Origin of the sequence: Enterobacter sp. YSU, assembly GCF_016082135.1 — a bacterium.
In the GTDB taxonomy this organism is placed as follows: domain Bacteria; phylum Pseudomonadota; class Gammaproteobacteria; order Enterobacterales; family Enterobacteriaceae; genus Enterobacter; species Enterobacter hormaechei_C.
In genome coordinates, this window is record NZ_CP059487.1 from 4,238,186 (window position 1) to 4,251,421 (window position 13,236).

11 protein-coding genes are annotated in these 13,236 nt (G+C 58.9%); 4 read left to right on the forward strand and 7 right to left on the reverse strand.

The genetic code is table 11. The annotated features are described in order from the left end of the window. Nucleotide 1 precedes the first annotated feature (1 nt). From paaG to paaA, 7 genes are read right to left on the reverse strand one after another with little or no spacing between them, the layout of a single operon-like run. Complete coding sequence (gene paaG, locus H2Z33_RS20265; RefSeq protein ID WP_026094304.1) at nt 2-790, reverse strand: 2-(1,2-epoxy-1,2-dihydrophenyl)acetyl-CoA isomerase PaaG; 789 nt, start codon at nt 788-790, stop codon at nt 2-4. Beyond that, a complete protein-coding gene (gene paaF, locus H2Z33_RS20270) occupies nt 790-1,557 on the reverse strand; it encodes a 2,3-dehydroadipyl-CoA hydratase PaaF (RefSeq protein ID WP_063135136.1) in 768 nt (255 codons plus the stop codon). The genes paaG and paaF overlap by 1 nt, the downstream gene beginning before the upstream one ends. Beyond that, nucleotides 1,554-2,624 carry a 1,2-phenylacetyl-CoA epoxidase subunit PaaE gene (gene paaE, locus H2Z33_RS20275; protein WP_059295612.1) on the reverse strand — a complete coding sequence of 357 codons (1,071 nt, stop codon included), beginning with the start codon at nt 2,622-2,624 and terminating at the stop codon, nt 1,554-1,556. Before paaE ends, paaF begins: the two co-directional genes overlap by 4 nt. Before the next feature lie 7 nt (nt 2,625-2,631). Next, nucleotides 2,632-3,129 (reverse strand): 1,2-phenylacetyl-CoA epoxidase subunit PaaD, encoded by a 498-nt coding sequence (gene paaD, locus H2Z33_RS20280; protein WP_003857347.1) that lies wholly within the window; start codon nt 3,127-3,129, stop codon nt 2,632-2,634. 11 nt (nt 3,130-3,140) lie between these two features. Next, on the reverse strand, nt 3,141-3,887 hold the full coding sequence (gene paaC, locus H2Z33_RS20285) for a 1,2-phenylacetyl-CoA epoxidase subunit PaaC (protein ID WP_045338254.1): 747 nt from the start codon (nt 3,885-3,887) through the stop codon (nt 3,141-3,143). Nucleotides 3,888-3,895: 8 nt separating this feature from the next. Continuing rightward, a complete protein-coding gene (paaB, locus tag H2Z33_RS20290) occupies nt 3,896-4,183 on the reverse strand; it encodes a 1,2-phenylacetyl-CoA epoxidase subunit PaaB (protein ID WP_003857353.1) in 288 nt (95 codons plus the stop codon). Nucleotides 4,184-4,195: 12 nt separating this feature from the next. Next, the gene (gene paaA / locus H2Z33_RS20295) at nt 4,196-5,125 is read right to left on the reverse strand and encodes a 1,2-phenylacetyl-CoA epoxidase subunit PaaA (protein ID WP_063135176.1); all 930 of its coding nucleotides are present in this window, start codon (nt 5,123-5,125) and stop codon (nt 4,196-4,198) included. A 285-nt stretch (nt 5,126-5,410) separates the two neighbouring features. Between paaA and paaZ the strand changes: the two genes are divergently transcribed. The 4 genes from paaZ (at nt 5,411) to H2Z33_RS20315 (ending at nt 13,220) form a co-directional block, all read left to right on the forward strand. After that, on the forward strand, nt 5,411-7,450 hold the full coding sequence (paaZ, locus tag H2Z33_RS20300) for a phenylacetic acid degradation bifunctional protein PaaZ (RefSeq protein WP_063135135.1): 2,040 nt from the start codon (nt 5,411-5,413) through the stop codon (nt 7,448-7,450). A gap of 196 nt (nt 7,451-7,646) precedes the next feature. Further along, on the forward strand, nt 7,647-9,920 hold the full coding sequence (gene tynA, locus H2Z33_RS20305) for a primary-amine oxidase (RefSeq protein WP_063135134.1): 2,274 nt from the start codon (nt 7,647-7,649) through the stop codon (nt 9,918-9,920). Between the two features lie 168 nt (nt 9,921-10,088). Next, the gene (locus H2Z33_RS20310) at nt 10,089-12,062 is read left to right on the forward strand and encodes an alkyl/aryl-sulfatase (RefSeq protein ID WP_017693485.1); all 1,974 of its coding nucleotides are present in this window, start codon (nt 10,089-10,091) and stop codon (nt 12,060-12,062) included. Nucleotides 12,063-12,113: 51 nt separating this feature from the next. Then, nucleotides 12,114-13,220: a diguanylate cyclase gene (locus H2Z33_RS20315; RefSeq protein WP_063135133.1), complete on the forward strand. Its 1,107-nt coding sequence runs from the start codon at nt 12,114-12,116 to the stop codon at nt 13,218-13,220. Nucleotides 13,221-13,236: the final 16 nt, after the last annotated feature.

The window sequence follows — 13,236 nt, forward strand, 5'->3', positions numbered from 1 at the left end:
CTTATTTCCCCGTAAAGTTCGGCGCGCGTTTTGCCAGGAACGCGCTGACGCCTTCCCGGTAGTCGTCGCTGCGTCCGGCCAGACGTTGATAGTCGCGCTCCAGATCAAGCTGGGCGTCGAGGGTATTGGTTTCGGCGGCGTTGATCGCCTGCTTGATCAAGCCCAGGCCAAAGGTCGGCTGCGAGGCAAAATGCAGCGCCATCTGCTGTGCGGTGGCGGAGAGCTGGTCGTCGTCCACCACCTGCCAGATCATTCCCCAGGCCTGTGCCTGCTCGGCGCTGAGCTTATCGCCCAGCAATGCCAGCCCCATGGCGCGGGCGCGTCCGGTCACGCGCGGCAGCAGCCAGGTTCCGCCGCAGTCCGGTACCAGCCCGAGCTTGCTGAAGGCCATCACAAAGCTGGCTGAACGGGCCGCAATCACCATGTCGCAGCCGAGGGCCAGCGTGGCCCCCGCGCCCGCCGCCACGCCGTTAACCGCGCAAATCACCGGCTTCGGCAGTTTTGCCAGGCGGCGCACCAGCGGGTTGTAAAAAGTCTCAACGGACATGCCCAGATCGGGCGCGGGGCCGTTCGGGTCGACGTTACGGTCGTTAAGATCCTGCCCGGCGCAGAAACCGCGTCCTGCCCCGGTGATCAGCAGGCAGCGGATGGCGTCATCGCGCTCGGCCTGCTTCAGGCATTCGGAAAGCTGCTGGTGCATGACGTCGTTAAAGCTGTTCAGGCGCTCCGGGCGGTTCAGCGTAATGGTCATTACGCCCTGCTCAACATGGCTCAGAATAGATTCCACAATTAGCGTCCTTTAAAGTCTGGGGTGCGTTTTTGTAAAAAGGCGTTGATACCTTCCCGGCGATCGTCGGTGGCCGCGAGCAGCGCAAACAGCTGACGCTCCTGCGCCAGCCCGGCCTGAAGCGGGACTTCCTGCGACTGGCGAAGCGCCTGCTTCGCCGCCTGTAGCGCCAGCGGCGAGTGGCGCGCCATCAGCGCCGCCTGTTTCAGGGCGTACTCCAGCGTCAGCGAGGCCGGGTAGACGTCGCTGACCAGCCCGGCGCTGTGCGCCTGAACCGCCGTGATGCTTTCGCCAGTCAGCACCATTTTGCTGGCCAACGATTTGCCCACGCTGCGGATCAGCCGCTGGGTGCCGCCTGCGCCCGGCATGATCCCGAGGGTGATTTCCGGCAGGCCAAAACGGGCGTTACCGCCGGCAACCACGACATCGCAGAGCAGCGCCAGCTCACAGCCTGCCCCCAGCGCGAAGCCGTTCACGGCGGCAATCAGCGGTTTGGTGAAGGCATTGATCCGCGCCCACAGCTGCGGACGGATATCGTTCAGGGTGGCGGGCAGGTCTTTCTCCGCCATTTCGTTGAGATCGGCCCCGGCGGCAAAGCAGCGTTCGTTGCCGTACACCACGCAGACGGCGATCTCAGCATCCGCGGCGGCGGCCTCAAGCTGCTCCGCGATTTGCAGGAGCAGCGCATTGTTGAGCGCGTTGCGCGCCGCCGGACGGTTAAGCGTCAGCTGCAACACGCGACCGTGACGGGTGACAATCAGTTCACTCATGCCATCCCCTTCGCATCAAAATCGACGATAACGTCGGCGGTTAACGGCAGCGCCTGACAGCTCAGCACATAGCCTGCGGCCAGCTCGTCCGGCTCCAGGCTGTAGTTGGTCGCCATATCGACTTTTCCGCGCAGCACTTTGCATTTGCAGGTGGCGCATACGCCGCCCTTGCAGGCGTAAGGCAGATCCGCCCCCTGACGCAGGGCCGCGTCAAGAATGCTCTCGTCGTCCGCCGTCAGGGTGATCTCCCTGTCGCGCCCGTCCTGACGGACGGTGACCTTCTGCCCGTCGGCCTGCACGCTGGCTGTCCGTTTAACGGCGGTACCCGGCGTGTTAAAGCGCTCAAGATGGATCGCTTTTTCCGGCATACCCAGCGCTTGCAGCGCCGCTTCGGCCTCATCCATCATCGCCGACGGGCCGCAGATGAAGGCTTCATCGTACTGACGGAAATTCACCAGCGTTTTTGCCAGCGCCTGGAGCTTTTCCCCGTCAATGCGGCCATGGAGCAGATCGCTGTCGAGCGTCTCCTGGCTGAAGATGGCGATCAGCTGCAAACGCTGCGGGTATTTATCTTTCAGGTCCGCCAGCGCCCGGCGGAACATCATGCTCTGGCTGCTGCGGTTGCCGTAAATCAGGGTGAAGTGGCTGTGGGCTTCAGTGGCCAGCGTAGCGGACATAATCGCCAGCATCGGGGTGATCCCGGACCCGGCGGCAATCGCCAGATAGTGGCCTTCGCGTTCGGCCTGCGGCTGATAGCCAAACTGCCCCTGGGGCACCATCACCTCCAGCACCATGCCCGGTTTGATCTCGTCCCGGGCATAGCGGGAAAAACGTCCGCCCTCGATGGCTTTGACCGCCACGCTGATCTCACCGCACGCGGTGCTCCGGCAGATGGAGTAGCAGCGGCGCAGTTCATCCCCGCCAGGACTGGCTTTCAGGGTCAGATGCTGACCGGGACGGAAGCGGTACGCCTCCTGTAACGCCTGCGGCACCGCGAAGGTAATGGTCACCGCGTCGCGGGTTTCGGGTTCTACTTTTGCCACTGTTAATGAATGAAACGTTGTCATGGCAGCCTCAAATACATTTAAAATAGTCGAAGGGCTCACGGCAGGTATTGCAGCGGTAGAGCGCTTTGCAGGCCGTAGAACCAAATTCACTGATAAGCGAGGTATCGGTGCTCGCACAGCGCGGGCAGCTCACCTCAGCGGGAACGTGGGCATGGCAGCTATGGCCGACAGGCGGGCTGATGCCATATTCACGCAGGCGCCTGCGGGCATCGTCGGTCATCCAGTCGGTGGTCCAGGCGGGCTCCAGTTGCAGCACAATATGTACCGGGCTAAAGCCGTTTCCGGTCAGGGTTTCGCGGATCGCCCCCAGCAGATGCTCCGTTGCCGGACAGCCCGAATAGGTTGGCGTGAAGCCGATGACCCAGCCTTCCCCCTGCGCCTTCACGCTGCGCACCATGCCAAGGTCGGTGATGGTCAGCACCGGCACTTCCGGGTCGGGGATCTGGCTTAACAGCGCCCAAATCTGCGGGATTTGTGCAGGCGCGATGTCGACGAGGCGTTGCATCGCGTCCTACTTTACCACTGCTGGCCGGGGTAAACGCGCTGGAGATACTGCATCTCTGCCAGCATCGGCCCGAGGTGTTCGGTATGTAGCCCCTTCTTGCCGCCCGTGCGATACGCCACCTCTTCGGGCACGCGGAGGGTGGCTTCCGCCAGGCCAGCAAACACTTCGCGCTCCCACGGGTCCCGCAGGTCGCGCGGATCAACCGCCACGCCGTCTTCAATTAGCGCCAGCTCGACGTCGTCTGCGTCGAACAGTTCAGCCGTAAAGCGCCACAGGCTATCCACCGCCTGTTGCATTTTTTGTGCGGAGGTTTCTGTTCCGTCCCCCAGCCGCACCAGCCAGCCGCGGCTAAAGCGCAGGTGATAGCGTGCCTCCTTAATGGCTTTTGCCGCGATGGCGGCAAGCTGACTGTCGCTGCTATGGATCAGCCGCTCGTAGAGCGCCACGTTCCACGCATCCATCAGATACTGACGGGCAATGGTGTCAGCGAAGCTGCCGTTTGGTTGTTCCACCAGCAGCAGATTGCGGAACTGACGCTCATCGCGGCCATAGGCCAGGGTGTCTTCATCGCCCTTACCCTCCCGTTCAGCGGCGTAGGTCAGGAAATTGCGCGCCTGCCCGAGCAGATCAAGGCCGATATTGGCGAGCGCCAGGTCAATTTCCAGCTCCGGCGCGTGGCCGCACCAGGCACCCAGACGCTGTGAGAGCACCAGACCGTTGTCGCCCAGACGCAGGGCATAAGCAGATACGTTGTTCATCCCCAACCTCACATATGCTCGATGCCATCAGGGATGGTGTAAAACGTCGGATGGCGGTAGACCTTGCTTTCCGCCGGATCGAAAAATTCCCCGCTCTCTTCCGGCTGGGAAGCGACGATTTCACTCGCCTTCACCACCCAGATGGAACAGCCTTCGCTGCGGCGGGTATAGGCATCGCGCGCGTTTTCCAGCGCCATACGGTCGTCGGCAGCGTGAAGGCTGCCCACATGCCGGTGCGACAGCCCCTGCTTCGAACGGACAAAAACTTCGTATAACGGCCAGTAAACATTGCTCATGGTTGATTCCTCTTATGCGGCCTGGCGAGCGCGTTGTTTTTCCGCGTGGGCCAGAGCGGCTTCACGCACCCATGCGCCGTCGTCCCAGGCTTTACGTTTTGCGGCCAGACGTTCGTGGTTGCAGATCCCGCGCCCGGTGATCACCTCGTCAAATTCCTGCCAGTCGATTTCGCCGAAGCGGTAGTGGCCGCTCGCTTCATCGAAACGCAGGTCGGGGTCCGGCACGCTCATACCGAGCATCTCCACCTGAGGCACCGTGTTGTCCACGAAGCGCTGGCGAAGCTCATCGTTGCCAAAGCGTTTGATCTTCCAGGCCAGACTGCGGGCGCTGTTTGGGGAGTTGTCGTCGTTGGGTCCAAACATCATCAGCGCGGGCCACCAGAAACGGTTGATGGCGTCCTGCAACATCTGCCGCTGGGCTTCGCTGCCCTGCGCCAGCGCCATGCAGGCCTCAAAACCCTGACGCTGGTGGAAGCTCTCTTCTTTACAGATTTTCACCATCGCCCGTGCATACGGACCGTAAGACGTACGACACAGCGCCACCTGGTTCACAATGGCCGCCCCGTCCACCAGCCAGCCAATGACGCCGATATCGGCCCAGCTCAGGGTCGGATAGTTGAAGATGGAGGAGTATTTCATCTTGCCGTCGAGCATCTTTTGATAGATGTCCTCCCGGGCGCAGCCCAGCGTTTCCGCCGCGCTGTAGAGGTACAGGCCGTGTCCGGCTTCGTCCTGCACCTTCGCCAGCAGAATGGCTTTCCGGCGCAGCGTCGGCGCGCGGGTGATCCAGTTTCCTTCCGGCAGCATGCCGACAATCTCAGAGTGGGCGTGCTGTCCAATCTGGCGGATCAGCGTCTTGCGGTAGGCATCCGGCATCCAGTCCTGCGGCTCGATGGCCGTCTCCTGTGCGATGCGTTGCTCAAAGCGTTGTTCTTGCGTCACATAACCACCTTTGTGATTCGTTAAATCACCACAAATAGCAAAATGGTGAATCATTTGGTTTCTTAAAAGTTACACAAAGGTTAAATATAACCCCAAGAAACGTTTGTTTATTTTGTGACGACGCTCGCAAGCCTTTTGATGAAATGCCGATGACGCAAGGCTTCTGGGTGGTCAGGTTAAGCAATACAGATCACAGCGTTAACAATTCATTAAAACTCAGCTTGATTTTTATGATTCGCGATCAAACTATTTATAGTGAAATTACGAAACATCTGGAGAGAAGAAATGCAGCAGTTAGCCAGCTTCTTGTCCGGCACCTGGCAATCAGGCCGGGGCCGCGAGCGCACCATCACCCACGCCATCAGCGGGGAAACGCTATTTGAAGTCACCAGCGAAGGGCTGGATATGGCGGCCGCGCGCCGTTACGCCATTGAACACGGCGGAGAAGCGCTCCACGCAATGAGCTTTATCGAGCGCGCCGCCATGCTGAAGGCGGTGGCCAAACATCTGCTGAGCCAGAAGGATCGCTTTTATGCCCTGTCAGCTCAGACCGGCGCGACGAAGGCCGACAGCTGGGTGGATATTGAAGGCGGTATCGGCACCCTCTTCACCTACGCAAGCCTCGGCAGCCGTGAGCTGCCGGACGATACCCTGTGGCCGGAGGATGAACTGATCCCGCTGTCGAAGGAAGGCGGCTTTGCGGCACGTCACGTGTTAACGTCGAAATCCGGCGTGGCGGTGCATATCAACGCGTTCAACTTCCCGTGCTGGGGGATGCTGGAAAAGCTCGCGCCCACCTGGCTTGCCGGGATGCCCGCCATCATCAAGCCCGCCACCGCCACCGCGCAGGTGACTCAGGCGATGGTGAAAGCGATCGTCGAGAGCGGACTGGTGCCCGACGGCGCCATCAGCCTGATCTGCGGTGGCGCGGGCGATCTGCTGAACCAGCTCGACAGCCAGGACGTGGTGACGTTTACCGGATCGGCCAGCACCGGGCAGAGTCTGCGCGTCCACCCGAATATCGTCGCGCATTCCATTCCGTTTACCATGGAAGCAGATTCTCTCAACTGCTGCGTGCTGGGTGAGGACGTGACGCCGGAACACCCGGAGTTTGCGCTGTTTATCCGAGAAGTGGTGCGCGAGATGACTGCCAAAGCCGGGCAAAAATGTACCGCCATCCGCCGCATCATCGTGCCGGAAGCGCAGATTGACGCCGTCAGCCAGGCGCTGATTGCGCGGCTGGAGAAAGTGGTCGTCGGCGATCCGGCCCAGGAAGGGGTGAAGATGGGAGCCCTCGTCAACGGTGAGCAACGTGCTGACGTGCAGGAAAAAGTCGATCATCTCCTTGCCGCGGGCTGTCAGATCCGTCTGGGTGGTAAAGCTGATTTGCAGGCGGCTGGCGCATTCTTCCCGCCCACCCTGCTGTTCTGCCCGCAGCCGGACGAAACCCCGGCCGTCCACGCCATCGAAGCCTTTGGCCCCGTTGCAACCCTGATGCCCTGCCGTAACACCGAACACGCCATGCAGCTGGCGCGGGCGGGCGGCGGCAGCCTGGCGGGAACGCTGGTTACGGCAGATACCCGCATGGCGCGGCAGTTTATTGCCGGTGCCGCGCGCGCCCACGGACGCATTCAGATCCTCAACCAGGAATCCTCGAAAGAATCCACCGGCCACGGTTCACCGCTGCCGCAGCTGGTGCACGGTGGTCCGGGACGTGCGGGCGGCGGCGAAGAGCTGGGCGGCCTGCGCGCGGTGAAGCACTATCTTCAGCGCACGGCCATTCAGGGCAGCCCGTCCATGCTCGCCGCGATCGGTAAACAGTGGGTCCGTGGCGCGGAGGTGCAGGAAGATCGCGTTCATCCCTTCCGTAAATACTTCGAGGAGTTACAGCCGGGCGACAGCCTGCTGACCCCGCGTCGTACCCTGACGGAAGCGGATATCGTGAATTTTGCCTGCCTGAGCGGGGATCATTTCTACGCCCATATGGACAAAATTGGCGCGGCGGAGTCGATTTTTGGTGAGCGCGTGGTACACGGTTATTTCCTGATTTCCGCCGCGGCGGGGCTGTTTGTAGATGCCGGGGTTGGGCCGGTTATTGCCAACTACGGCATGGAAAACCTGCGCTTTATTGAGCCGGTCAAGCCGGGTGATACCATTCAGGTGCGCCTGACCTGTAAACGTAAAACGCTGAAGAAACAGCGCACTGCCGAGGAAAAACCCACCGGCGTGGTGGAATGGGCGGTGGAGATCTTCAACCAGCACCAGCAGGCCGTGGCGCTCTACTCCATCCTGACGCTGGTGGCGCGCCAGCAGGGTGACTTCTGACGCACCTCTTTCTTGCCGGGTGTCGCTCCGCTTACCCGGCCTACAACTACCTGACCGGGGTGTGATGCACCCCCGCTCTTTTTTTAACCTGGCAAGACTGACAAACAACCTGGCAGATGCAGGCAAACGCTTTTCGTGCGCGCCTGTCAGGATAAGGCTGACACAACTCAATAAACACAACAAGATGAGGTCTGCGATGGGAAGCAATTCTTCTTTTTCTGCCCGTAGAACGGCACTGGCCATGGCCGTTGCGCTCTGTTGCGCCTGGCAATCCCCTGTTTACGCTCACGGCAGCGAGGCGCATATGGTCCCGATGGACAAAACGCTTCAGGCGTTTGGCGCGGACGTGCAGTGGGATGATTACGCCCAGATGTTCACCATCGTCAAAGACGGTGCCTTTGTGAAGGTCAAACCCGGCGCAAATACCGCCATCGTTAACGGCAAACCGCTGACGCTCCAGGTGCCCGTGGTGATGAAGAACAATAAGGCGTTTATCCCGGAGACCTTTATCAACGATGTTTTTCAGTCCGGTCTTGATCAGACATTCCAGGTTGAAAAAAGCCCCCACCCGTTAAACGCGCTGACGGCTGATGAAATCAACCAGGCCGTAGCCATTGTGAAAGCCTCTGCGGATTTTAAACCCAATACCCGCTTTACCCAGATTGCGCTGGCGGAGCCAGAAAAGGCCAAAGTCTGGGACTTTGTGCTTAACGGCACGGCGGTGGATGCGCCCCGCCAGGCCAATATCATCATGCTTGATGGTAAACACATCATCGAAAGCCGGGTGGATCTGAAGGAGAAAAAGATCCTCCGCTGGGAGCCGATCAAAGACGCGCACGGCATGGTGCTGCTGGATGACTTCAATACCGTGCAGCAGATCATCAATGAAAGCCCGGAGTTTGCCGCCGTGCTGAAAAAGCGCGGCATTACCGACCCGAAGAAAGTGATCACCACTCCGCTTACCGTCGGCTTTTTTGACGGCAAGGATGGGCTGAAACAGGAAGACCGCCTGCTGAAAGTGATCAGCTATCTCGACGTGGGCGACGGTAACTACTGGGCGCACCCGATCGAAAACCTGGTTGCGGTGGTGGATCTCGAGCAGAAGAAAATCCAGAAGATTGAGGAAGGCCCGGTCGTGCCGGTTCCGCTCACGCCGCGCCCTTATGATGGCCGCGACCGCGTTGGAACGGTGAAGAAACCGCTGGAAATTATCGAGCCGGAAGGCAAGAACTACACCATCACCGGGGATAGGGTGCACTGGCAGAACTGGGATTTTCATCTGAGCCTGGACTCACGCGTCGGCCCGATAATCTCCACCGTGACCTATAACGACAATGGCAAAAAGCGACAGGTGATGTATCAGGGATCGCTCGGCGGCATGATTGTGCCGTACGGCGACCCGGATATCGGCTGGTACTTTAAAGCTTACCTGGACTCCGGCGATTACGGCATGGGTACCCTGACCTCCCCGCTGGTGCGCGGCAAGGATGTTCCGTCTAACGCCGTGATGCTCAACGAAACCATCCCGGATTACACCGGCGCGCCAATGGAGATCCCCAGGGCGATCGCCATTTTCGAGCGTTACGCCGGGCCGGAATATAAGCATCAGGAGTTAGGTAAACCCAACGTCAGCACCGAACGCCGCGAGCTGGTGGTGCGCTGGGTCAGCACCGTGGGTAACTACGATTACATCTTCGACTGGGTATTCCACGAAAACGGCACTATCGGCATTGATGCAGGGGCTACGGGCATTGAAGCGGTGAAAGGCGTGCAGACGAAAACCATGCATGATGCCACCGCGAAGGATGACACCCGATACGGAACGCTGATCGACCATAATATTGTCGGTACCACCCACCAGCACATCTACAACTTCCGTCTGGATATGGACGTGGACGGCATCAACAATAAGCTGGTGGCCATGGATCCGGACGTCAAACCGAACACCGCTGGCGGACCGCGCACCAGCACCATGCAGGTTAATCAGTATGATATTGATACCGAAAAGCAGGCGGCACAGAAGTTTGACCCGGGCACCATCCGCCTTCTAAGCAATACCAGCAAAGAGAACCGCATGGGCAACCCGGTCTCGTATCAGATCATCCCTTACGCGGGCGGTACACACCCGGTAGCGTCCGGCGCGAAGTTTGCCCCGGACGAGTGGATTTATCACCGCCTGAGCTTTATGGATAAACAGCTGTGGGTGACGCGTTACCATCCCGACGAGATGTACCCGGAGGGAAAATACCCGAACCGTTCCACGCACGATACCGGCCTCGGCCAGTACAGCAAAGATAACGAGTCACTGAACGACCAGGATAACGTCATCTGGATGACCACCGGCACCACCCATGTCGCCCGTGCCGAGGAGTGGCCGATAATGCCGACGGAATGGGTGCACACGTTACTCAAGCCGTGGAATTACTTTGACGAGACGCCAACGCTCGGCAAGAAAAAAGAGCAGAAATAACCCACCGACCGGGCGTAATGCCCGGTTTTTCATCCGCTTACTTGCTGAATTACTCTCCCCGATTATAGTTATTGTTACCTCGCTTAATCCTTTTGCATTTCTTGACACACTTTCACCAGGATTCGAAGTCCCCACAAACAACGTCACAGTTTACTGAGAGGTTTTAGGATGAGAATCAATGAGATCGTCAGGAGTCTCGCGCTGGCGGGATGTTTTATTTCTGCCAGTTCCGCCTGGGCCGCAGAAGCACCTAAGGATGCCACCGCAGCAACGCAACAGGCCAACAACGCACTCTTCAACCAGCTTCCTTTCTCCGATAACACCGATTTTACCAACGCCCACAAAGGGTTTATTGCCCCTCTGCCTCAGGACATTATCAAAGGTGAGCAAGGCAACACCGTCTGGGATCCGCAGCAGTACGCTTTTATCAAAGAAGGCGATAAGGCGCCCGACTCGGTTAACCCGAGCTTATGGCGTCAGTCCCAGCTGATTAACATCAGCGGTCTGTTTGAAGTGACCGAAGGCGTCTACCAGATACGTAACCTCGACCTGTCAAACATGACCATTATTGAAGGTAAAGAAGGCATTACCGTGGTCGACCCGCTGGTGTCGGCGGAAACGGCCAAAGTCGGGATGGATCTTTACTATAAAAATCGCGGTAACAAGCCTGTTGTCGCCGTAATTTACACCCACAGCCACGTTGACCACTATGGCGGCGTGCGCGGCGTGGTGGACGAAGCAGATGTGAAGTCCGGCAAGGTGAAAGTCTACGCGCCCGCCGGATTTATGGAGGCCGCCGTCGCGGAGAATATCATGGCGGGTAACGTCATGAGCCGCCGCGCCAGCTATATGTACGGCAACCTGCTGAAGCCGGATGCGAAGGGCCAGGTCGGCGCGGGTCTCGGCACCACCACCTCCGCCGGGACGGTGACCCTGATCGCCCCGACCAATATCATCGAGAAAGATGGTCAGAAAGAGGTGATCGACGGCCTGACCTATGATTTTATGCTCGCGCCGGGATCGGAAGCGCCTTCCGAGATGCTCTGGTATATCGAAGAGAAAAAGCTGATCGAGTCTGCGGAAGATGTCACCCATACCCTGCACAACACCTACTCCCTGCGCGGCGCGAAAATTCGTGAGCCGTTGCCATGGTCGAAATACATCAACCAGGCGATTGTACGCTGGGGTGATAAAGCCGAAATCATTATGGCGCAGCACCACTGGCCGACATGGGGTAACGACAACGTGGTTAACCTGCTGAAAAGCCAGCGCGACCTGTATCGCTACATCAACGACCAGACCCTGCGCATGGCGAACGAAGGGCTGACCCGTGACGAGATTGCCGCCAACTTCAAACTGCCAAACTCCCTGGCCAATACCTGGGCAAACCGTGGCTATTACGGTTCTGTCAGCCATGACGTTAAAGCAACCTACGTGCTCTATTTAGGCTGGTTTGACGGCAACCCGGCGACCCTGGACGAACTGCCGCCTGAAGAAGCCGCAAAGAAATTTGTGGACTATATGGGCGGTGCGGATGCCATCCTGAGCAAAGCGAAAACTGACTTTGACCAGGGGAACTACCGCTGGGTGGCTCAGGTGGTCAGCAAGGTGGTCTTTGCCGATCCAAATAATCAGGCCGCGCGAAACCTGGAAGCGGATGCGCTGGAGCAGCTGGGTTATCAGGCTGAATCAGGCCCGTGGCGTAACTTCTACCTGACCGGCGCCCAGGAGCTGCGTAACGGCGTGGTGAAAGGACCGACCCCGAACACCGCCAGCCCGGATACCGTGCGCGCGATGACGCCAGAAATGTTCTTTGACTATCTGGCGGTGCACATTAACGGTGAAAAAGCGGCGGATGCAAAATCGGTGTTTAACATCGACCTCGGCAGCGACGGCGGCAAATACAAGCTGGAGCTGGAAAATGGCGTGCTGAACCACACGGCGAACGCCGAAGCGAAAGACGCTGACGCGACCGTGACCCTCAACCGCGATACGCTGAATAAAATCATCCTGAAAGAAGTGACGCTTAAACAGGCGCAGGATAACGGCGATATCAAAGTGACCGGCGATGCCGCAAAACTTGATGCTATGCTCGGTTACATGGATAAATTTGAATTCTGGTTTAACATTGTGACCCCGTAAAGGCAGCACTCACGGGCGGACGTTCCGCCCGCTCAAGGAAAATTCTCTTCAATGGAAAAAAGACATCCAGCCACACCCGAACCCGCGATATGGCCTACCCGTAAATCAATGGTTGTTCACGGGCTGGCCGTGAACCTGCCGTGGCTCGCCTTTGTGAATGCCAGCTTTGCCCTTATGGTCCTGCTGCGCAATTCGTTGTTCGGCCATATCGATGCCCTCCTGCACATCAGCCCCCCTCTGCGGCAGATGATTGACGCCTCCATGCTGGGCGTGGCGATCCTTTCCGTGGCGCTGGTGATCATGGCCTGGCGCCACATCCGCGGCGTCAGCGCCGTTTTGTTTATGTGCAGCCTGCTGTGGTCGATAAGTTGTTACTGGTTTATCAACGTGTTACAGCTTCCTCATCCCTGGCCTATATTCGTTACCCTGCTGATGGCCGGTATGACCGCGCTCTATTTTCACCCGGTGGCACTGCTCTGCTTCACCGTTCCGCTATGGGTAAGCCTGCCCGTTGCCAGCATGCTGCTGAATCAGGAAATTAATTATCGCTTTGCCGGGCTGTGGGTGGTGTTCACGTTCATTCTCGTGTGCGGGCGCTATATCCTGTTGAGCTGGTTTGAAGAGGCGTGGCGTCGCAACCAGCAGAATCAGCGTTTAATTTCGCGGCTGGATGCGCTGGCCCATCAGGATCCACTGACGAAAACGGCCAACCGCCGGGCGATGGAGCTGGTGCTGGAAAATGCCGTAGAGCAAGGCAAACGCTTCGCGGTGCTGATGCTGGATGTCGATTACTTCAAACTGTATAACGATACCTACGGTCACCAGGCGGGAGATGCGTGCCTCGCGCGGGTGGCAGAGGTGCTGAACACCTCGGTGCGCACGCCAGAGGATGTGGTTTCGCGCTACGGTGGCGAGGAGTTTGTGGTGATCCTCTTTGACTGCGAAGAAAGCATTGCTGAGAAAGTCGCCGCGCGGATCCAGGCTGGCCTGCGAAACGCAGCCATTCCGCACGGCGCGTCGAAGGTGAGTGAATATGTGACGGCGAGTATGGGCATTGCAGGCTATACCGCAGGGCTGGCCGGCCCGGAAATCATCGCCCGCGCCGATGCGGCGCTGTACAGGGCGAAGGAGGCCGGGCGGGATCGGTGGTCGCTGTAAGTTACGCCGGGTGGCG